We start from the raw sequence: 21,954 nt of genomic DNA on the forward strand, positions 1-21,954 counted from the left end.
AAGGAAAAAGAGGCGGCCTCATGACGACGACGAGCCAGGGTAAAGACGAGCTGGTGGAGATGGCGTGGGATCCCATCACCCGTATCGTCGGGAGTCTGGGCATCTACACGAAGATCGACTTCAAGCAGAAGGTCGTCGCCGAGTGCCACAGCACCAGCTCGATCTTCCGCGGCTACTCGGTCTTCATGAAGGGCAAGGATCCGCGCGACGCCCACTTCATCACCAGCCGGATCTGCGGGATCTGCGGTGACAACCACGCCACCTGTTCCTGTTACGCGCAGAACATGGCGTACGGCGTGAAGCCCCCGCACATCGGCGAGTGGATCGTGAACCTCGGCGAGGCCGCCGAGTACATGTTCGACCACAACATCTTCCAGGAGAATCTGGTCGGGGTCGACTACTGCGAGAAGATGGTCGCCGAGACCAATCCCGGCGTCCTCGAACAGGCCAATCGCACCCCTTCGCCGCACGCCGACGCCCACGGGCACCGGACCATCGGCGACATCATGCGCGCGCTGAACCCGTTCACCGGCGAGTTCTACCGCGAGGCCCTCCAGGTCAGCCGCATGACCCGCGAGATGTTCTGCCTGATGGAGGGCCGCCACGTGCACCCCTCCACGCTCTACCCCGGTGGTGTGGGCACGGTGGCGACCATCCAGCTCATGACGGACTACATCACCCGTCTCCAGCGCTACGTGGAGTTCATGAAGAAGGTCGTGCCGCTGCACGACGACCTCTTCGACTTCTTCTACGAGGCGCTGCCCGGCTACGAACAGGTGGGCAACCGCCGTATCCTGCTGGGCTGCTGGGGCTCCTTCCAGGACCCGGAGCACTGCAACTTCGAGTACCGGGACATGACCGCCTGGGGCCGGAAGATGTATGTGACCCCCGGCATCGTCGTGGACGGCAAGCTCGTCACCACCGACCTGGTGAAGATCAACCTCGGTATCCGCATCCTGCTCGGCTCGTCGTACTACAACGACTGGGAGGAGCAGGAGATGTTCGTGACCCACGACCCGCTCGGCAACCCGGTCGACCGGCGGCATCCGTGGAACCAGCACACCAACCCGCAGCCCCAGAAGCGCGATCTGGGTGACAAATACAGTTGGGTGATGTCGCCGCGCTGGTTCGACGGCACGGACTACCTCGCGCTCGACACCGGCGGCGGGCCGCTCGCCCGGCTGTGGACCACCGCGCTGGCGGGTCTGGTCGACATCGGCTACATCAAGGCCACCGGCACGAGTGTGCGGATCAACCTCCCCAAGACCGCCACCAAGGGCCCGGTCGAGTTCGAGTGGCACGTCCCGCGGTGGAGCAACACCATCGAGCGCAACCGGGCGCGCACCTACTTCCAGGCGTACGCGGCGGCCTGCGCGCTGCACTTCGCGGAGAAGGCGCTCGTGGAGATCCGGGCCGGCCGCACCAAGACCTGGGAGAAGTTCGAGGTGCCGGAGGAAGGTGTCGGCTGCGGCTTCACGGAGGCCGTGCGCGGGGTGCTCTCGCACCACATGGTGATCAGGGACGGCAAGATCGCCAACTACCACCCGTACCCGCCGACCCCGTGGAACGCGAGCCCGCGTGACTCCTACGGGACGCCCGGACCGTACGAGGACGCGGTGCAGGGCCAGCCCATCTTCGAGGAGAACGACCGGGAGAACTTCAAGGGCATCGACATCATGCGTACGGTACGCAGCTTCGACCCCTGCCTCCCCTGCGGCGTCCACATGTATCTCGGTGAGGGCAAGAAGCTGGAGCTGCTGCACTCGCCCACGCAGTCCGCGGGCAGTGAGTGACATGGCGGAGCGGCAGACGCAGGAGCCCGCGCCGTCCGAGGCCTGGCGGGCGACCGGGGAACGCATCGACGCACTGATCTCGGCCGGCGCGGCGGGCGGCCCGGCGGCGCGCGAGCGCGGCGAGGAGCTGGTTCGGCTGGTCACCGACTTCTACGGGGCCGGACTGGAGCGGCTGCTCGACCTCGTCCACGAGCACGGCGGGCTGGACGACAGGGTCCTGGCCGCCCTCGCCGACGACGATCTGGTGGCCAGCGTGCTGCTGGTGCACGGACTGCACCCGTACAGCGTGGAGAGGCGGGTCGAGACCGCGCTGGAGAGCGTCCGGCCGTATCTCGGCTCGCACGGCGGTGACGTGGAGCTGCTCGGCGTCACGGCGGACGGGGCCGTACGGCTGCGGCTGCTGGGCAGTTGCGACGGCTGCCCGTCCTCCTCCGCCACGCTCGCGCTCGCCGTGCGGGGCGCGGTCGAGGCGGCGGCGCCGGAGATCAGCACCATCGAGGTGGAGGACGCGGCCGGGACGGAACAGGCGCCGGGTCCGCTGGTACCGGTGGACTCCCTGTTCTCGCGGCTGCGCGAAGCGGCTCCGGCCGGTACGGATGGCGGTACGGCCGCCGAGGCCGGCACCGCCGATGCCGGCGCCGGCGGCTCGGGGGCGAGTTGGCAGCCGGTGCCGGCGCTGCTCGCCCTGGAGTCCGGCGGGGTCGAGCGGCTGAGCGCCGCCGGGTTCCCCTTGGTGGCCTGCCGGATCGGCCCCGACGTGTTCGCCTTCCGCGACCGGTGCGCCCGGTGCGAGCAGCCGATGAAGGGCGCGACGCTGGCCCGGCGGCTGGGCGGCGGCGCCGGGGACGGGGTGCTGCGGTGCTCGGCCTGCCGCGCGCACTACGACGTACGGCGGGCCGGTGCCTGTGTCGACACGGACGCGGACGGCGCGCACCTGGACCCGCTGCCCGTACTGGCGGACGGGGCCTCGGTCTCGATCGCCGTACCGGCCGCGCCCGCGGTCGCGACATGAGCGCGCCGACGGGCCGTTCGAGGTCGCCGGTCGCGGCGCTGCTGCGGGTCACCCGCAACCGTCCCGAGCCGGTCACCGGGGAACGCTGCGAGATGTGCGCCGCGCCGGTCGGTGCGGAGCACCAGCATGTGGTGAACCTGGAGAGCCGGGGGCTGATGTGCTCCTGCCGGGCCTGCTACCTGCTGTTCACGGAGGACGGCGCGCATCTGCGCTACCGGGCGGTGCCCGACCGGTATCTGAGCTTCGACGGGCTCCCGCTGGACGCGCGGAGCTGGGACGAGCTGCAGATCCCGGTGGGGCTGGCCTTCCTGTTCCGCAACTCGACGCAGGACCGCACCGTCGCGTTCTACCCCGGCCCGGCCGGGGCGACGGAGTCCGAACTGCCGCTCGACGCCTGGACCACGCTGGTGGCCGCCGCCCCCGAACTGGCGGTGGTGCGCGCCGATGTCGAGGCGCTGCTCGTGCGCCGTACCGGACGGGACGGACGCGAGGGCGTGGCGTCGTGCCATCTGGTGCCGATCGACGCCTGCTACGAACTGGTGGGCCGGCTGCGTACGGTGTGGCGCGGCTTCGACGGCGGCCAGGAGGCGCACGCCGCGATGGACGCGTTCTTCGAGCGGGTCAGGGCGCGCAGCAGGCCCGCGCACCCCGAGCGGACGACGGCGGCAACGACGACAGGCGCGACGGCCGTGGAGGGTTCCTCATGAGCCTTCCCGCGGCGCCCGGCCTGGAGTTCTCCGTACGCGACATCGTCGCCGAACCGTACAGCGCGGCGCCGCAGCTCACCGCGCGGCTGCGGATCGAGGACGGTTCCGACGAGCCGGTCCATGCGATCGTGCTGCGCTGCCAGGTCCGTATCGAACCGCAGCGCCGCCCGTACGACCAGGCCGAACAGGACGGGCTGCGGGGCCTGTTCGGGGAGCGGGAGCGGTGGTCGGACACGCTTCGGCCGTTCCTGTGGATGCAGTGCAACACGACGGTGCAGGGGTTCACCGGCTCCACCGAGGTCGATCTCGCGCTGCCCTGCACCTACGACTTCGACGTCGTCGGCTCCCGCTATCTGCACGCGCTCGGGGAGGACGGGACGGTACCGATCAGTCTGCTGTTCTCGGGCACCGTCTTCGCCCGGGGCGGGGGCCGTTCGGGGCTCGGCGTGCGGCAGGTGCCCTGGGACCGTGAGGCGCGGTACGAGCTGCCGGTCGCCGTGTGGCGGCAACTGATCGCGTTCCACTTCCCCCACTCCGGCTGGATCAGGCTGGATCACGACGTGCTCGCCGGTTTCGCGGACTTCCGTGAGCGGCGCGGGCTGATCAGTTGGGACGAGACGGTGCGGACGGTGCTGGCCGACGCGGGTGCGGACGGGGGCGTGGGGGCGTGCGCCGCGGCCGCCTCCGATGATCTCGACGAGGTGGTCCGGTGACCGGGACGACTCCGGTGGGCCTCGACCACGTACGTGAGGTCGCCGACGCGGTGCTGTACGAGGGCTACTTGCTGTACCCGTACCGCGCCAGCGCCCACAAGAACCGGTCCCGTTGGCAGTTCGGCGTCCTCGGGCCGCCCTCCGCGACCCCCGCGAGCTTCGCCGAGGAACCGGGCATGGCGATGGAGTGCCTGCTCTCGGTCCCGGCCGACGCGCCGGGGACGGCCGGGGTGACGGTACGGCTGCGGTTCCTCCAGCATCAGGTGCGCGAGGTACGGCGGCGGACCGAGGACGGCGGCCATGTCGCCGTCGGCGAACTCACCGTGGCCGGTGTGGCGGTGCTGAGCTGGGACGAGGCGGTCGAGCGGGAAGTCGACCTGGGGGCGGTCCCGTTGAACGGGGCGAGCGATCAGCTCTGTACGGTCGCCGGGGGCGAGGAGACCGAGCCCCTGACGGACGCGGACGGGGTGGCGGTCGGCGCGGTCGTACGGCGCCGCGAGCCGCTGGTGGCCCGGGTCCGTACCCGTACCACGGAGGACGGCGGATTCCTGCGGCTGTCGGTCTCGGTGGAGAACGAGCACGCCGGGACCGTCGCCGGCAAGGACGCCGCGATCCGCGTCTCGCTGATCGGCACGCATCTGCTCCTCCAGGCCCGGGGCGCCCGCTTCGTCTCCCTGCGCGAGCCCCCGGACGCGGCGGCCCTCGCGGCGGCCCGGTGCGCACAGCACCGGTGCTGGCCGGTCCTGGCCGGGGCGAAGGGCGCCACGGACACGGTGCTCGGCGCGCCGATCATTCTCTACGACCACCCGGAGATCGCCGAGCAGAGCGCGGGCGCCCTGTTCGACTCGACCGAGATCGACGAGATCCTGACGCTCCGGGTGATGACGATGACGGAGCGGGAGAAGGCGGAGGCCCGGGCCACCGATCCCCGCGCCCGCGAGATCATCGACCGCTGTGACGCGATGACACCCGGGGACCTCCAGCGGCTCCACGGCCTGCTGCGCGACCCGCACGGTCCGCTCCCCGCCCCGGGTCCGGCGACCGACCCGGACACACCCGGGGCGACCGCCGCCTTCGACACCGGGGGCGCCCCGTGGTGGGATCCGGCGGCGGACGCCGCCGTGTCACCGGGTTCCGACAGCGTGGTGATCGACGGGGTCCAGGTCGCCAAGGGCAGTCTCGTACGGGTGCGTCCGACCCGCCGCGCCGACGCGCAGGACCTGTTCTTCGACGGTCAGGTGGCGCGGGTGACGGCTGTGCTCTCGGACGTGGACGGCGGTGTGCATGTCGCCCTCGTCCTCGTCGACGACCCGGCGGCCGACCTGCACGACTGGTACGGCCGCTACTTCTACTTCGCCCCCGAAGAGCTGGAACCGCTGCCCGCCGGCGATCCCGGCCCGCCCATCCCCGATCCCCCGTCACCGGAGTTCCGGAAGGAGAACCCATCGTGCGATTCCTCGGACTGATCACCACGGGTGTGGTCGCCGCCATGGCGGCGGTCGCCGTCGCCATCGGCGTGCGCTCGATCCCCGACATCCGCAGGTACCTGAGAATGCGCTCCATGTGAGCGCGCGGCAGGAACCACCAGCGCGGCCACCCGCCGAGAGCCGGTCCTGACATGACCGGAGGCGTGCTCGTCGCGGGCATCGGCAATCTCTTCCTCGGCGACGACGGTTTCGGCCCCGAGGTCGTACGGCGGCTCGCCGCCGACCCGGGGCCGCCGCTGCCCACCGGGGTCCGGATCGTCGACTACGGCATCCGGGGCATGCACCTCGCGTACGACCTGCTCGCCGGGTACGACGCGCTGGTGCTGGTGGACGCGTATCCGGGGGGCGGGCCACCGGGTGAGCTGACGGTGCTCCGGATCGGCCCGGACGACCTCGGTACGGGTGAATTCGACGCACACGGCATGAATCCGGTCGCGGTGCTGGCAAATCTGGACCAACTAGGCGGTACGCTCCCGCTGACCCACCTCGTGGGCTGCACCCCGGCCGGTGTCGAAGAGGGCATCGGTCTCAGCGAGGCGGTCACCGCGGCCGTCCCCCGGGCGGTGTCGGCGGTGCGGGCGCTGGTCCGCCAACTGCCGGCGGCCGGAGCCGGACCGTCCTCGGAGCCCGACCCCGCCCTCACATCCGCGCCCGACCGGCCCCGGAGGTCCTGATCCCATGTGTCTCGGCATTCCCGGGCGAGTCGTGGAGACCGTCGAGGGGTACGCGGGCCAGCTCGCCCTCGTCGATGTGGAGGGCGCCCGGCGCCGTGTCAACGTCGGCATGCTCGACGCGCCGCCGGCCGCCGGTGACTGGGTCCTGCTGCACATGGGCTTCGCTCTGGAGATCATCGACGAGGCGAAGGCCGCGCAGGCGCTGTCGGGGCTGGAGATGATGGGCAGCGGCGCTCGCGAGGAGGACACGCGGGAGGCGGATCCGGTACCCCGACAGCCCCGTGTACGCCGCCGGTTCGAGGTGCGCGGCGTCGTCCAGGGCGTGGGCTTCCGCCCCTTCGTCTATGTCACGGCCGCCGAGCTGACCCTCACCGGCACGGTGTCCAACACCGGCGCCGGCGTGATCACCGAGGTGGAGGGCGACCCCGAAGCGGTGACGGAGTTCGGCCGGCGCTTGCGGGACCGGCCGCCCCCGCTCGCGGTCGTGGAGTCAGTGACGGAGACCGACCTGCCGCTCGTCGGCGGCGCCGGGTTCACCATCGAGGACTCCAGCGCGAGCGACCGGGCCCGCACCCTGGTCTCCCCCGACATCGCGACCTGTCAGGACTGCCTGACCGAACTGCGCGATCCGGAGAACCGTCGCCACCGCCACCCCTTCATCACCTGCACCCACTGCGGACCACGGTTCACGATCGTCACCGGCCTGCCCTACGACCGCGCGGCGACGACCATGGCGGCGTTCGCGATGTGCGCGGACTGCCGCACGGAGTACGGCGATCCGCGCGACCGCCGCTTCCACGCCCAGCCGATCGCCTGTCACGCCTGCGGCCCCCGTCTCGAACTGATCACCAAGGACGGCGGAACGCCGCTGCACGGCGACGAAGCGCTGCGTGCGGCACGGCGGTTGCTCGCCGAGGGGCGGATCGTCGCGGTCAAGGGACTCGGCGGCTACCACCTCGCGTGCGACGCCCGCGACGAAGCGGCGGTCGCCCGGCTGCGCCGCCGCAAGCACCGGGGTGGCAAGCCCTTCGCGGTCATGGTCGCGGACCTCGGTACCGCCGGGGAGCTGGTGACCCTGACGGAGGGCGGGACAGCGCTGCTCACCGGCGCGCGGAAGCCGATCGTGCTGCTCCCCCGCCGGGCGCCCGCCCCGGCCAGGGGGATCGCGCACGCCGTGGCGCCCGGCAGTCCGGATCTCGGGCTGATGCTCCCGTACACACCCCTGCATGTCCTTCTCCTCGGCCTCGACGGCGACACCCCGGGGCCCGACGCGCTCGTGATGACGTCCGGCAACCGCTCCGGCGAACGGATCGTCACCGACGACGCGAAGGCGCTGAGCGAACTCGCACCGCTGGTCGACGCCTGGCTGCGGCACGACCGGGCGATCCAGGTGCCGTGCGACGACTCGGTCAGCCGGTTCGTCGCCGACGCCGAACTGCCCCTGCGCAGATCGCGGGGGTACGCGCCGCTCCCCCTCGCCCTGCCCTTCGAGGTGCCGCCGCTGCTCGCGGCGGGCGCCGATCTCAAGAACACCTGCGCGCTGGGCGAGGGCGGCTACGCCTGGGTCAGTCAGCACGTCGGCGACCTGGACGACCTCTCCACGGTCGAGGCACTGACCCGTACGGCGGACCATCTGGCGCTGCTGACCGGTGTCGCACCCGAACAGCTCGTGGCCGACCGGCACCCCGGCTACCGCTCCGGCGTCTGGGCCCGTACACACGCCAGGGGCCGCGCCGTGCGCACCGTACAGCACCACCACGCGCACATCGCCTCCGTGATGGGCGAGCACGGCCTGGGCGCCGGCGAGAGCGTCATCGGCTTCGCCTTCGACGGCACCGGCCACGGCACCGACGGTGCGGTGTGGGGCGGCGAGGCCCTGATCGCCGGCTACAAGTCGTTCCAGCGGGCGGCGCACCTGGCGTACGTGCCGCTGGCGGGCGGCGACGCGAGTGTGCTGCGGCCGTACCGGATGGCGCTCGCGCATCTGCGGGCCGCGGGTGTCGCCTGGGACGAGGAGCTGCCCTCGGTGGCGGCCTGCCCGGCCCCCGAACGGGGCGTGCTGGCCCACCAGTTCGCGACGGACTTCGGCTGTGTACCGACATCGAGCATGGGGCGCCTCTTCGACGCGGTGGCGTCGCTGGCGGGGGTGCGGCACGAGGTCGCGTACGAGGCGGAGGCGGCGACCGAGCTGGAGGGGCTGGCCCGGGCGGCGCCGAAGGAGCCCGCCGGGAGCGGCTACGCCTTCGGCATCCGCCCGGCGCCGGGGCCCGGCGAACCGGTCGTCGCCGACCCCGGTCCGGTGGTCCGCGCGGTGGTGTCGGACGTACGGGCGGGCGTCGCACCGGAGTTGATCGCCGCGCGTTTCCACACGGCCGTCGCCCGGCTCACCGCCGACCTCGCCGAGCTGTGCCGGAAGCAGACCGGACTCGGGGTGGTGGCGCTGGGGGGCGGGGTCTTCCAGAACGCCGTCCTCCTCGAAGCGACACAACACGCCCTGGAGGAACGGGATTTCACCGTGCTGCGCCCGCGCCTGCTGCCGCCCAACGACGGCGGTCTCGCCTTCGGCCAACTGCTGATCGCGGCGTCGGGCGGCTGACAGCACACGTGAAACCCACCGACGAACCGTGATGACCGATGACGACCCGCGATGACCCGCGGAGTGAGGAAGGCACCATGTGTCTGGCAGTTCCGGGGCGCGTCCTGCGCACCACCGAGGTCGACGACACCCTGATGGCGGAGGTCGACTTCGGCGGTGTGCGTAAGGAGGTCTGCCTCCAGTACGTACCCGACGCGGCGGTCGGCGAATACGTCGTCGTCCATGTCGGCTTCGCCATTCAACGGCTCGACGAGAAGTCGGCCCAGCAGACCCTGGCCACCTTCGAGAAGCTCGGACTCCTGGAGGAGGAGTTCGGTGACGGCTTCGAACTGGCCGCCAGACAGCGTGACACGGTGAAAGGAACCGACCGGTGAAGTACCTGGACGAATTCAGCGACCCCCAACTGGCCGAGCGGCTGCTGGAACAGATCCACGCGGCCTCCACCCGTCCGGTGGCGATGATGGAGGTCTGCGGCGGGCAGACCCACTCGATCATCCGGCACGGCATCGACCAACTGCTCCCCGATCACATTGAGTTGATCCATGGACCGGGCTGCCCGGTCTGTGTGACCCCGCTGGAGATCATCGACCGGGCGCTGGCGATCGCCGCCCGCCCCGGCGTCATCTTCTGCTCCTTCGGCGACATGCTGCGGGTGCCGGGCAGCGGCCAGGACCTGTTCTCCGTGAAGAGCGCGGGCGGTGACGTACGCGTCGTGTACTCGCCGCTCGACGCGCTGAAACTGGCCCGCGAGAACCCCGACCGGGAAGTCGTCTTCTTCGGTATCGGATTCGAGACGACCGCCCCCGCCAACGCCATGACGGTCCACCAGGCGCGGCGGCTGGGCGTACGCAACTTCTCCCTGCTCGTCTCGCACGTCCTCGTACCGCCCGCGATCGCCGCCATCATGGAGTCCCCCACCTGCCGGGTGCAGGCCTTCCTGGCCGCCGGACATGTGTGCAGTGTGATGGGGACGTCGGAGTACCCGGCGCTGGCGGAGAAGTACCAGGTCCCCATCGTCATCACCGGATTCGAGCCGCTCGACATCCTCGAAGGCGTCCGCAGGACGGTCATCCAGTTCGAGGAGGGCCGGCACGAGGTGGAGAACGCCTATCCCCGCGCCGTGCGCGCCGAGGGAAACCTGCCCGCCATGGAGATGCTGCGGGACGTCTTCGAGGTCACCGACCGGACCTGGCGCGGCATCGGGATGATCCCCGCCAGTGGCTGGCGACTGTCGGAGAAGTACCGGGAGTTCGACGCCGAGCTGCGGTTCGACGTGGCGGAGATCCGTACGGCCGAGTCGCCGCTGTGCCGGTCGGGAGAGGTGCTCCAGGGGCTGATCAAGCCGCACGAGTGCCCCGCGTTCGGCAAGGAGTGCACGCCGAGGAATCCGCTGGGCGCCACGATGGTGTCCTCCGAGGGCGCGTGCGCCGCGTACTACACGTACCGCCGACTGGAACTGGTCGATGCGAAGTGACTGAGACGAAGAATCACGTACCCGCCCCCGCCCCCGCGATCTCGCTGTCCGCCGCCTCGGACGTCGGGCCGGACACCGTGCTGGACTTCGAAGGCTGGGCCTGCCCGGTCCCGCTGCGCGAGACCCCGACGGTGGTGATGGGGCACGGCGGCGGCGGTGCGATGTCGGCCGAACTGGTCGAGCACCTGTTCCTTCCGGCGTACGGCTCGGCGGCGGCGTCCGAACTGGGCGACTCCGCCGTGCTCACCGTCGGGGACGGCACACGACTGGCCTTCTCCACGGACTCGTTCGTGGTGAAGCCGATGTTCTTCCCCGGCGGATCCATCGGTGACCTCGCGGTGAACGGAACCGTCAACGACCTGGCGATGTCGGGCGCCGTACCACTCTTCCTGTCCTGTGCGTTCATCCTCCAGGAGGGGACCGCGCTGAGCGAACTCGGCCGGATCGCCCAGGACATGGGCGCGGCGGCGCGGGCGGCGGGCGTGCGGCTGGTCACCGGTGACACCAAGGTCGTCGACAGCGGCAGTGGCGACGGCGTCTACGTCAACACCTCGGGGATCGGTGTGATCCCGGACGGTGTCGACATCGGCCCGCACCGCGCCGGGCCCGGTGACGCCGTGCTGATCAGCGGCGACATCGGGGTGCACGGCATCGCGGTGATGAGCTGCCGGGAGGGCCTGGAGTTCGGCACCACGGTCGAGAGCGACACCGCGGCCCTGCACGACCTGGTCGCCGCGATGATCGCCACCGGCGCCGGGATCCACGTACTGCGCGACCCCACCCGCGGTGGGGTCGCGGCCTCGCTCAACGAGATCGCCACCGCCTCGGATGTCGGCATCGAACTCGTCGAGCGGGATCTGCCCGTACCGCAGACCGTGCGCGACGCGTGCAGCCTGCTGGGACTGGACCCGCTCCAGGTCGCGAACGAGGGCAAACTGGTCGCCATCGTGCCGGCCGATTCCGCCGACCGGATCCTCGCGGCGCTGACCGCGCACCCGCTGGGCCGCGGGGCCCGCCGGATCGGCACCTGTGTGTCCGGCCACCCCGGCATGGTGGTGGCCAGGACCGGCCTCGGCGGCTCCCGGGTGGTCGGCCTCCCGGTCGGTGAACAGCTCCCGAGGATCTGCTGAATGAGCGAACGGGGCGCGGTCCTCTTCGCGCGGTACGCGTACCCGCCCAACGAGCTCGGCTACTGCGGGCCCGCCGACGCCGCGGCGCTGCTCCGCACCGAGGAGACGGCGGGCATCGAGCGCCACGCCCGCCGGTTCGAGGGCGCCTGGTGCTACCTCGAACTGCTCGCTGAGACGGCCGGCCTCGCCGATCCGCTCGACGAGCGGGTGGTCGAGGCGTACTGGATCGGGAACGAACTCCTGGACCTGACGGCCCCGGAGGCCCTGCTGGCCCGGCTGCGGGACCGTTTCGGCGGCCAGCAGGGCGGTACGTGGCGCGAGGCGTCCGACCGCGCCCTCGCGCACCACAGTTTCCAGGTCTTCGACGTGTACCCGTGGGCCCGGCTGCTGCGTACCCCGGCCACCCCGACGGCGCTCTCCGTCCTCGACCGGTGCCGTATCCGTACGGGTGTGGTCCACTCGGTCAGCGGCGAGAGCGCCACGGTCGAGTCCCGTCCGCTGCGCTGGACGGGCACCCATCTGGCCCCGGGACCGCCCCGCCGGGAATCCGTACGCTGGTCGACGGGCGGCCGGTCCCTGCTCCCGGGGCTCGCGCCCGGCGATCTGGTGGCGCTGCACTGGGACTGGGTGTGCGACGTCCTCACGCAGCCGCAGGCGGCGCGCATCGAGTCGACGGAGACCCGCCAACTGACGGCACTGGGGCTGGCTCCTCACCGGCCGCCCTGTCCATGGCCGTCGTGAGGCGGAATGAGCTCGGTGCGTACACGGTGGGAGTACCTGTACGAGCCGATACGGAGGCACCATGGAAGCCGAGGAGACCGGGACCGGAAGCGAGGCCGGATCCGAGGCCGGGCTGCGCTGCCTGGTGACGGGGGCGACGGGGTACATCGGCGGCCGTCTCGTCCCCGAGTTGCTGGAGGCGGGCCATGCGGTGCGCTGTCTGGCCCGTACCCCGCGGAAGCTGCGGGACCATCCGTGGGCGCAGCGGGTCGAGATCGTCGAGGGGGACGTCACCGACGCGGCCTCGGTCGGCGCGGCGATGCGGGGCATCGATGTCGCCTACTACCTGGTCCACGCCCTCGCCGCCGGACCGGGTTTCGAGGCGACCGACCGGACGGCGGCACGGGTCTTCGGCGAGCGGGCACGGGCCGCGGGCGTGCGGCGCATCGTCTACCTGGGCGGTCTGACGCCGGACGACGTCCCCGTGGAGGAACTCTCACCGCACCTGCGCTCCCGCGCGGAGGTGGGCCGGATCCTCCTCGACTCGGGCGTGCCGACGACCGCGCTGCGCGCCGCGGTCATCATCGGTTCCGGCTCGGCCTCCTTCGAGATGCTGCGCTATCTCACCGAGCGCCTTCCGGTGATGGTCACCCCGAGCTGGGTCTCGACGAGGATCCAGCCGATCGCCGTACGCGACGTGCTGCGCTGTCTGGTGGCCGCCGCGCGGATGCCCGAGGACGTGAACCGCGCCTTCGACATCGGCGGCCCCGACATCCTCACCTACCGCGACATGATGCAGCGGTACGCGCGGGCCGCCGGGCTGCCCCGCCGGCTGATCGTGCCGGTCCCGGTGCTGACGCCCCGCCTGTCGAGTCACTGGATCGGCCTGGTCACCCCGGTCCCGCGGTCGATCGCGCGCCCCCTCGCGGAATCACTGCGCTACGAGGTCGTCTGCCGGGAGCACGACATCACGCGCTATGTCCCCGAACTGCCCGGACGGCCCTTCACCTTCGACCGGGCGCTCGCGCTGGCGCTCCAGCGGGTGCGCGAGGCGAAGGTCACCACGCGGTGGTCCTCGGCCTCGGTCCCGGGGGTGCCCAGCGATCCGCTGCCGACCGACCCCGACTGGGCGGGTGGCAGTCTCTACACCGACGTACGGGAACGGGACGTGGATGCCTCACCGGGCGCCCTGTGGCGGGTCGTCGAGGGCATAGGCGGTGATCACGGCTGGTACTCGTTCCCCCTCGCCTGGGCCGTCCGGGGCCGGCTGGACCGGCTGGTCGGCGGGGTGGGGCTGCGCCGGGGCCGCCGGGACGCCGAGCGGCTCCGGGTGGGGGACTCGCTGGACTTCTGGCGCGTCGAGGAGATCGAACCGGGGCGGCTGCTGAGGCTGCGCGCCGAGATGCGGCTGCCGGGGCTGGCGTGGCTGGAGATGTACGTGGAGGAGGGGGAGGGCGGCGGCTCCCGCTACCGCCAGCGGGCCCTGTTCCATCCGCGAGGGCTCCTGGGGCACGCCTACTGGTGGAGCGTCTCCCCCTTCCACGCGGTGGTCTTCGGCGGGATGGCACGCAACATCGCCCGCGCGGCGATCCAGGGCGCGGAACCCGCCCGGGCCGTATCCGCCACGTCCCGGTGACCGTCGCGTCCCGGTGACCGTCGCGTCCCGGTGACCGTTGACCGTCGCGCCTCCTGGCTCCGGTGGGGCCGACGTACCAGTGTCCGGAGGATCCGTGTCCGTCCGGCCCGTCACAGGAGCAGCCGTATGAGTGTGGCCGTCGTCCTCTTCACCTCCGATCTGCGTCTGCACGACAACCCGTCCCTGCGCGCGGCGCTCGCGGCGGCCGACGAGGTGGTCCCGCTCTTCGTCCGGGACCGGCGCATCGAGGAGCTGGGCTTCGCCGTGCCCAATCGCCGGGCGTTCCTCGCGGACTGTCTCCGGGACCTGGACGCGGGGCTCCGGGAGCGCGGTGGCCGGCTGGTGGTCAGGTCGGGCGAGGTGGCCGAGGAGGTCTGCCGGGTCGCCGCGGGTACGGGGGCGCGGGACGTGTACGTGGCCGGTGGTGTGAGCGGTTACGCGCTGCGTCGCGAGGGGAGGCTGCGCGGGGCCCTGGAGTCCCAGGGCCGCCGGTTGCACGTGCACGACGCCGTGGTGACCGCCGTGGCGCCGGGTGCGGTGACACCGGCGGGTTCCGGTACGGATCATTACGCGGTGTTCACGCCCTACTTCCGGCGGTGGTCCCGGGAACGGATCCGGGACCCGCTCGGCGCGCCGCGCACCGTGCCCGTACCACGGGACGTGGGATCGGAGGCGCTGCCGTCCCGCGCGGAGGTCACCGGTGTCTCGGAGGGGCTCGCCGAGGGCGGTGAGCGGGCGGCACGGCGGCGCTTGACGGCCTGGCGCCGTACGGGGCTCGCCCGGTACGAGGACCGCCATGACGAGCTGGCGGGCGACGCCACCTCGCGGCTCTCGCCCCATCTGCATTTCGGCACCCTCTCCCCCGCCGAGCTGGTCCACCGGGCCCGGGCGGCGGGCGGACCGGGCGCGGAGGCCTTCGTACGGCAGCTCTGCTGGCGGGACTTCCACCATCAGGTCCTGGCGGCGCGCCCGTCGGCGGCCCGCACCGACTACCGCACGCGGCACGACCGATGGCGCACGGGGGCGAAGGCCGCCGCCGAGATCGAGGCGTGGAAGGCGGGACGCACCGGCTATCCGGTGGTCGACGCGGCCATGCGGCAACTGCGGCACGAGGGGTGGATGCACAACCGGGGGCGGCTGCTCACCGCGAGCTTCCTCGTCAAGACGCTGTACGTGGACTGGCGCGTCGGGGCCCGCCACTTCCTGGACCTGCTGGTGGACGGCGACATCGCGAACAATCAGCTCAACTGGCAGTGGGTGGCGGGAACCGGGACGGACAGCCGGCCCCATCGCGTACTGAACCCGGTGGTCCAGGGGAAGCGGTACGACCCGGACGGCGGGTACGTACGCCGCTGGGTGCCCGAACTTCGGGGGATCGACGGCGGCGCGGTCCACGAACCGTGGAAATCGCGCGGGCGGGGGCCGGAGCGCGCGCGGTACGGCTATCCGGAGCCCGTGGTGGAGCTGTCCGAGGGGCTGGCCAGGTTCCGGCACGCCCGTGGCCGGGACTGAGCGCTGTCGCGAGACGGTCATACGGTGATCCCGGGGCGCGCACATCGGCTGCCTAGCGTGCGGCGCATGCGAAGTCGTTCTCTCCTGCTCGGTGCCGTGCTCGCGCTGGCCGCGCCCCTGATGGCCGCCTCTCCGGCGCAGGCCGTCGTGGGGGGCACCGAGTCAACTCAGGCCTACTCGTTCATGGGCTCGTTCCAGCCCTCCTTCCCCGCGCCGCCGCGCCCGGACCGGCACGGCTGCGGGGTGGAGGTCCTCGCTCCGCAATGGGTGCTGACCGCCAGTCACTGCGCCGGCCGGAACCCGACCGGGGCGAGGGTGGGTGTCCCGCGTGGCTGGAAGGTCCGGGTCGGGTCACTGGACACCACGTCCGGAGGCGAGGTCGCCGAGGTCGACCACTACTACCGGCTGGCGACCAACCACGACGAGGGCGGGTTCTGGGGCAAGGACCTCGCGCTGCTGCACCTGCGGACCCCGGTTCGGGCCGAGCCCGTACGGATCGCCTCGACCACACCCCCGGACAACACGCCCGTCCGCATCATGGGCTGGGGCATGACCTGCGACGACGGCGAAGATCCCGCGTGCTTCCCCACGCGGCTGCGGGAGGCCGACACCGTGGTGCAGCCGACCTCGGCGTGTCCGGTGGCCGAGCCCACCGGAGAGCTGTGCGTCGGCAGCCGCGACGGCAGCGTCGCCGCGGCCAACATGGACTCCGGCGGGCCCGCGCTGGTCCGCGAGGGCGACGCGTGGGCGGTGGCCGGTGTGGTCAGCGGCCCCGGCGGCGAGAACGCGCCGACGCTGTACACCGATGTCACCCGGCACGCCGGCTGGATCAACGGCATCATCTCCGGCTCCGACGTGCCCCCGGACGACGAGATCCCGAACGTGGAAGGGGCGGTGGAGCTGAACGGCTGTGTGGGTTCGGTGGTCCGCACCCCCGCCTCCCGGCCGAAGGACCCCGCGCTGATGCTGACCAACGGTCACTGCGTACAGGAGCAGTGGGCCGCGCCCGGAGCCGCGCTGGTGGACCGGCCCGCCGACCGTGAGGTGCCGGTCGCCGACCGCCAGGGCTACCCCCGGGCCACCGCCCGTGCGAACCGGCTGGTGTACGCGACGATGACCGGCACCGACATCGCCCTCTACCGACTGGACAAGACCTACGCGCAGTTGCAGGCGAAGGGCGCGAAGGTCTTCCGGCTCACCTCCACCCCCGTGCGCGCGGGTGACCCGCTGACCATGGCCTACACCAGCCTCCGGCTGAACTGCACCGCCGAGGCCGTGGTCCCGCACCTGCGGGAGGGCGGCTACCAGCAGGACGACTCGATCCGCTACGCCACCGGCGAGGACTGCGCCCCCTGGTCCGGCACGTCGGGTTCGGCGCTGCTGGCGCCCGACGGCACCACGGTCGTGGGGATCCACAACACCCACAACGACGCCGGCGAGCAGTGCACGGACAACAACCCCTGCGAGGTGGGCCCGGACGGGGCCGTGACCTCCGTACAGGGCCGTGGCTACGGCCAGCAGGTCCACATGATCGCGGACTGTCTGACCGAGGGGTCGAAGCTGAACCTGTCCGGCAAGGGCTGCACCCTCCCCGGTGGCGCCCCCACGCGCTGACCCGATCGCCCCCGGAGGCGGGGCGTCACCGGCCACCGGGCCGGCGGCGCCCCGCGTCGTGGTGACCGATGGCGGTCGTCAACGGCACATCCCCGACAGGGGCACTAGCATGGCCACCGGCCAAGAACGCGGTGACGGGGGTAGGGCATGGCACGCGAGGAGTACGGTGACGGCTGGCTGGACCTGGCCGACGCCATCGAGGTACTGCGGTCCCAGCTTTCGGAGGCTCAACGGCGCGGTCAGGACTCCTCGTTGCGCTTCGTCCTGGGGGAGATCACCGCGGAGTTCGAGATCGAGTTGGTCCGGGCGAAGAACGGTGGCGGGAAGCTGCGGTTCGGGGTCGCCGAGGCGGAGGCCCGCGGCGAGCGCTCGACACGCTCCGCACAGCGTGTGACCCTGCGCCTGACCCCGGAGCACCGCGGTGGCGGCGACGTGGCCGTGGGCGACGTCGAATAGTCCGGGGACAGGCTCATGGAGTGGAAGCAGGTCGTCCAGGTCCGTGGCGCGAGCTTCGGCAGCGGTTACCTCATCGCGCCCCGGCTCGTCCTGACCGCCGCGCATCTGCTGGCGCCGGACGCGTACGGAGACATCACGGTGTCCCTCCCGGACGCAGCGGCGCGGTTCCCCGTGGAGGCGCGGTGGCGCCGGCTCGACGAGACGGTGGACGCCGCCCTGTTGGAGATCCCCGCGGATGTCCGGGACTGGCCGACGCCGGACACCCTGCTCGGCGCCCGGGGCCGCCACCCGCAGCGCTGGGGCCACTGTGTGACGGGCGGGACCGAACTGCGGCTCACCGCCACGGGGTTCCCCCGGCAGGAGCGGACAGCGGACCGCCGGAACCAGGCGGCGCTGGTCGGCCGGGTCAGGCCGCACGGTGGCCCGACCTTCGAAATCCTCGACGACATCGGCCTGTTGGACATCGACACCTCGGGCCTGGACCCCGGAACCGCCGACCGGACCACCCCGTGGTCCGGGATGTCGGGCGCGGCCGTCTTCCCGCTCGGCGAGAAGCTGCTCCTGGGCGTGGTGCGAGCGGACCGCCGACCGCACCAGGGCACACGGCTGACGTACACCCGCAGCGAGGACCTGCTGGCCTCCGACGGCTTCCGCGAGGTCGTCCGCCAAGCGGCCGGCGTCGACCCGCGGCTCGAACCGGCGGAGCTCGTCGGCCTGCTGGATCCGGCGCCGCCCCGACGCGACGTGCCGTCCCCCATCATGCTGCTGCGGGCCGATGCCGAGGTCGTGTCGTTCCACGGCAGGGAGGACACGCTCGCCGACCTGGAGGAGTGGTGCCGGGCGGATCCGGACGGTCCGCTCGCCGCCCGCGTGCTCACCGCTCCGGGCGGCCAGGGAAAGACGCGGCTGGCACGGCAGTTGATGGCCCGGATGCGGGACCACGGCTGGGTCGTAGGACAGGTGGCCCACGACCCTCGTGACCTGCGGGCGCTGCGTTCGGTCCAGCATCCGCTGCTGCTGGTCATCGACTACGCCGAGACCCGGCCCGAGCTGGTCAGGAAGGTTCGGGAGCAGACCCGGGAGGTCAGGCATCCGGTGCGGCTGCTGCTGCTCGCCCGGTCGCTCGGCTCCTGGGGGACCCGGGCGACCGGCGCTCTGCCCGAGACCAGGCTGCACGCGCTCAGCCTCGGCGCCGTCGACCGGGAGGAGGCGTTCCGGACGGCGGTCAGGGACCTCTCCCGTCATCTGGCGGAGGTGACCGGCGGGGCGGACGTCGACTGGTCCGGGCTCGCCGATACCCTTCCGGCCGCCCGCCCCGCGACGGGCCTCGGGGCCGAGACGGCGCTGACCGTGCAGATGGCGGCGCTGGCCGCGCTGTTGAGCCGCGTACGGCCGCTCCAGCGGGACGGGAGGACGCTGGAGGACGAACTCCTGGACCACGAGAGGAAGTACTGGCAGGAGACCGCCGACGGGTGGGACCTGGGGTCCCGGGGAATCCGGCATCTCGAACCGGCGGTGGCAGCGGCCGTGCTGTGTCCCGCACAGGACGAGCGGGAGGCGCGGGAGACCGTCGCACGGCTGCTGCCCGACGAACCGCCCTGGCTGGTCACGGACCTCGTCGGCTGGCTGCGCGACCTGTATCCGCCGCCCGAGGGCCGCCACTGGGGCCAGCTCGAACCGGACCGGCTGGCGGAGTACCACGCCTCGGAGCAGATCGTCGCCGACCGCGGGCTGCTGGGGAGAGTGTTCGGCCGGGCCCCGGACCACCAGCGGGTGCAGACCCTCACCGTACTGGCCCGGTCCGCCGTGGCCCACGCCAACGAGGGCCGCCCGGACCAGGCGCACACCATCGTCGGCCGGCTGCGCGAGGCGCTGCGCTCCGTTCCCGCCGACGCACCGCTGACCGCCACCGTGCTGCGCGCGCACTCGGACGCGCTGCCGATACAGTCCCACGTCCTGCGCGACCACGCCCTCGATGTCGCCCGCGAGTTGAGCGGCCTGTGCCGTGCCACGAGCGACGACCCGCAGGCCCTGAGCGACCGGGCGTGGGCGCTGCACAACCTGGCCGAGCGGCATCTGGCGCTCGGCGACTGGGGGGACGCCCGGGAGGCAGCCGTCGAGGCGGTGGCGATTCGCCAGGGCACGGCGGACGACGGGGCGATGACACACCGCACGGAGCTGGCCGACGCGCTGCTGGTGCTGTCGGACGCCTGCCGTATGACCGGGCATCTGATGGAGGCGTACGACGCGGGCGACAAGGCGTTGAACCTCTTCCGGGCACTGGCGGCGCAGCACGGCGAGGGGTGGGAGAACCGCGAGCGCGGACTGGTGCGGGCGCTCGTCAACCAGTCACAGGCGGTCTGGCAGCTCGATCCGAGCGCGATTCCCTTCGACCAGATCGCCCGCTCCGACGCGCACACGGAGGAGGCCGTCCGGCGCGCCCGCCCGCTGGTGGACCGGTACCCCGAACTGGATCCGCTGCTGCTCGCCACGACGCTGACGGAGCGCGGCGCGAACCTCTGGCGTCTGCGGCGGCATCCGGAGGCGCTGACGCTGGGCGAGGAGGCGGTGGAGACCTCGCGCCGGCTGGCGAAGGAGAATCCCGACGCGTACGCCGCCGACCTCGCGCGCGCTCTGATGGGCCTCGCGGTCGACTACAGCGTCGCCTCGCGACCGTACGGTGAGGTGATGGCGCTGGAGCAGGAGGCGAAGGAACTGCTGCGCCCGCTGGCCGGGGAAGCTCCCGAGGCCCACGGCTCCACCCTGGCGCAGATCCTGCACAACCTGGCCTGGGGGCATTCCAACGAGGGGGACCACGCGGCGGCGCAGGAGTTCATCCGCGAGGCCATCGGGTACCGCCGGGCCCTGGCGCGCGCCCCATACGGCGTCGCGGACCCCCGCCTGGCCCATTCGGTCAGCGCGCTCGCCACCTTCCATGTGCGCACGGGCGACCACCGAGCGGCGGTGGAGGGCTTCGAGGAGGCCCTGGAGATCTACGCACACGCCCCGTTGCCGCTCAGTGCGAGCAATCTGAACGCCCGGTCCGGAACGGCGCTGGATCTCGCCCTCGCCTACGACGCCCTCGGCCGCCGGACGGACGCGGTGGCTCCCCTGGGACAGTCCCTCGCCATCCTGCGGCAGCTCAGCGAGTACGCCCCCGGTTTCTACGCGGAGGGGTACGCCCTCAGCCTCCTCGACGGCGCCTACCTGTACCGGAGGCTCGGCCGTCCCGTCGCGGAGCGCATCCTGCTGCGCCAGGCCCTGCCGCACCACCGTCGGCTGTCCCGCGACAGCGAGGAGGGCCGCGAGTGGCTGGCGCTGTGCCTGCACAACCTCGGTACGAGCTACGCGAGGTCCTGGACGACGGAAGAACGCGCGGTGCGCGCGCTGCGGGAGGCGTACGAGCTGCGCGTGGAGCTGGCGGCGGAGAAGGCGAGCCACGAGGCGAACCTGGCGGACACCTGCGCGGAACTGGCATACGCGCTCCTGGAGACGAGCCGCTTCCGCGACTGCGTCCCAATCGCGGAGCACGAGGTGCGCCTTCGCCGCAAGCTGCTCGTCGCGGACCGTGACGGCCAGGAGCAGCCGCTCGCCCATGCCCTGTTGCGGCTGGCCGAGGGGCAGACGATGGCGGGACCCCTTTCCACGGCCTGGCGCACCGTCCTCCGGGCCGAGGAGGTGTGCCGGGTGCTGGCCGACCGCCCTGGCCGGCCACCGGACCAGGTGGCGCTGCTCCTCAAGCGACTGGCCCACACGGTGAGCCTGTGCGGGCGGCACGACTGGCGCCGGGCGGTCCGTGCGGTGGAACCGGCCCGACAGGCCGTCCGAATCTACGAGGGCCTGGTGGATCAGGACCCGGGCAACGCTCAGGCCCAGGCCAACCTGCGATGGACCCTCATCGTGCTCGCCAGGGTCCTGGACCGGATCGGCCACCACGACGAGGCTGTCGACGTACAGCTGGGCAGAGGAGCAGGACACCATGACAGCACCCCGTGAAGAGGGACAGGACGAGTCGCTCGACGCCATCCGGCGCGATGAGGAGAACGTTGCCCGATCGGCAGAGCTGTTCTACGCGAACGTCCAGGAATTCGTCACCGATCGGTTCGCCTACTTCGTTCCCCGCCCGGCCCCCGGCTCCGGGCAGGTCTGGTGCCCGCAGTGGTTCACCCATGTTCCGGCGCTCTCCCGGCTGGACGCGGTCTGGCGGGCCTGGGAGATGTTGCGCTTCGACGGCGCCCTGGGCATGTCGAACTGGTGGATCCACCACGTGGACCCGCATATGCGTGCCCTGATGGACCCGGTCACCGGCCCGTTCGCCCAATGCGTCGACGGTCATCAGAGCGGCGAACCGCTGCCGCTCGCAACCCCGCCGGAAGGGCTGTTCAAGGACCAGAGGGAGACGCCCAGGGACCCGTTCGCCTTCGACTGAG

Annotated in this window: 18 protein-coding genes; all 18 read left to right on the forward strand. The window is 72.2% G+C overall.

Annotation, left to right across the window (positions count from 1 at the left end; translation table 11 throughout):
* Positions 1-20: 20 nt before the first annotated feature.
* The 18 genes from ACIBJC_RS01615 (at position 21) to ACIBJC_RS01700 (ending at position 21,953) form a co-directional block, all read left to right on the forward strand.
* Positions 21-1,793 (forward strand): nickel-dependent hydrogenase large subunit, encoded by a 1,773-nt coding sequence (locus ACIBJC_RS01615; RefSeq protein WP_399286203.1) that lies wholly within the window; start codon positions 21-23, stop codon positions 1,791-1,793.
* A gap of 1 nt (position 1,794) precedes the next feature.
* A complete protein-coding gene (locus ACIBJC_RS01620; protein ID WP_399286206.1) occupies positions 1,795-2,805 on the forward strand; it encodes a NifU family protein in 1,011 nt (336 codons plus the stop codon).
* Positions 2,802-3,512, forward strand: coding sequence for a DUF5947 family protein (locus ACIBJC_RS01625; protein ID WP_399286209.1), 711 nt, complete (start codon positions 2,802-2,804; stop codon positions 3,510-3,512). Before ACIBJC_RS01620 ends, ACIBJC_RS01625 begins: the two co-directional genes overlap by 4 nt.
* On the forward strand, positions 3,509-4,225 hold the full coding sequence (locus ACIBJC_RS01630) for a DUF6084 family protein (protein WP_399286212.1): 717 nt from the start codon (positions 3,509-3,511) through the stop codon (positions 4,223-4,225). The genes ACIBJC_RS01625 and ACIBJC_RS01630 overlap by 4 nt, the downstream gene beginning before the upstream one ends.
* Entirely contained in the window at positions 4,222-5,691 is a 1,470-nt protein-coding gene (locus tag ACIBJC_RS01635) for a hypothetical protein (RefSeq protein ID WP_399286214.1), read from the forward strand. The genes ACIBJC_RS01630 and ACIBJC_RS01635 overlap by 4 nt, the downstream gene beginning before the upstream one ends.
* Positions 5,673-5,792, forward strand: coding sequence for a DUF6893 family small protein (locus ACIBJC_RS01640; RefSeq protein WP_399286217.1), 120 nt, complete (start codon positions 5,673-5,675; stop codon positions 5,790-5,792). Before ACIBJC_RS01635 ends, ACIBJC_RS01640 begins: the two co-directional genes overlap by 19 nt.
* 51 nt (positions 5,793-5,843) lie before the next feature.
* Complete coding sequence (locus ACIBJC_RS01645; RefSeq protein ID WP_399286219.1) at positions 5,844-6,386, forward strand: hydrogenase maturation protease; 543 nt, start codon at positions 5,844-5,846, stop codon at positions 6,384-6,386.
* Positions 6,387-6,390: 4 nt separating this feature from the next.
* Entirely contained in the window at positions 6,391-8,982 is a 2,592-nt protein-coding gene (gene hypF / locus ACIBJC_RS01650) for a carbamoyltransferase HypF (protein WP_399286222.1), read from the forward strand.
* 77 nt (positions 8,983-9,059) lie between these two features.
* A complete protein-coding gene (locus ACIBJC_RS01655; protein WP_399286225.1) occupies positions 9,060-9,356 on the forward strand; it encodes a HypC/HybG/HupF family hydrogenase formation chaperone in 297 nt (98 codons plus the stop codon).
* Positions 9,353-10,456, forward strand: coding sequence for a hydrogenase formation protein HypD (gene hypD, locus ACIBJC_RS01660; protein ID WP_399286228.1), 1,104 nt, complete (start codon positions 9,353-9,355; stop codon positions 10,454-10,456). The genes ACIBJC_RS01655 and hypD overlap by 4 nt, the downstream gene beginning before the upstream one ends.
* The gene (gene hypE, locus ACIBJC_RS01665; protein WP_399286231.1) at positions 10,453-11,586 is read left to right on the forward strand and encodes a hydrogenase expression/formation protein HypE; all 1,134 of its coding nucleotides are present in this window, start codon (positions 10,453-10,455) and stop codon (positions 11,584-11,586) included. The genes hypD and hypE overlap by 4 nt, the downstream gene beginning before the upstream one ends.
* On the forward strand, positions 11,587-12,327 hold the full coding sequence (locus ACIBJC_RS01670) for a DUF6390 family protein (RefSeq protein WP_399286234.1): 741 nt from the start codon (positions 11,587-11,589) through the stop codon (positions 12,325-12,327).
* Positions 12,328-12,388: 61 nt separating this feature from the next.
* On the forward strand, positions 12,389-13,942 hold the full coding sequence (locus tag ACIBJC_RS01675) for an SDR family oxidoreductase (RefSeq protein ID WP_399286237.1): 1,554 nt from the start codon (positions 12,389-12,391) through the stop codon (positions 13,940-13,942).
* Positions 13,943-14,068: 126 nt separating this feature from the next.
* Positions 14,069-15,454: a cryptochrome/photolyase family protein gene (locus ACIBJC_RS01680; protein ID WP_399286240.1), complete on the forward strand. Its 1,386-nt coding sequence runs from the start codon at positions 14,069-14,071 to the stop codon at positions 15,452-15,454.
* Positions 15,455-15,520: 66 nt separating this feature from the next.
* The gene (locus tag ACIBJC_RS01685; protein WP_399286243.1) at positions 15,521-17,068 is read left to right on the forward strand and encodes a trypsin-like serine protease; all 1,548 of its coding nucleotides are present in this window, start codon (positions 15,521-15,523) and stop codon (positions 17,066-17,068) included.
* A gap of 147 nt (positions 17,069-17,215) precedes the next feature.
* On the forward strand, positions 17,216-17,524 hold the full coding sequence (locus tag ACIBJC_RS01690; protein ID WP_399286246.1) for a trypco2 family protein: 309 nt from the start codon (positions 17,216-17,218) through the stop codon (positions 17,522-17,524).
* Between the two features lie 15 nt (positions 17,525-17,539).
* The gene (locus ACIBJC_RS01695; protein ID WP_399286249.1) at positions 17,540-21,520 is read left to right on the forward strand and encodes a tetratricopeptide repeat protein; all 3,981 of its coding nucleotides are present in this window, start codon (positions 17,540-17,542) and stop codon (positions 21,518-21,520) included.
* Positions 21,504-21,953, forward strand: a complete 450-nt coding sequence (locus ACIBJC_RS01700; protein ID WP_399286252.1) for a DUF4913 domain-containing protein — start codon at positions 21,504-21,506, stop codon at positions 21,951-21,953. Before ACIBJC_RS01695 ends, ACIBJC_RS01700 begins: the two co-directional genes overlap by 17 nt.
* Position 21,954: the final 1 nt, after the last annotated feature.

It is taken from the genome of Streptomyces sp. NPDC050509, from assembly GCF_044457965.1.
GTDB lineage: Bacteria > Actinomycetota > Actinomycetes > Streptomycetales > Streptomycetaceae > Streptomyces.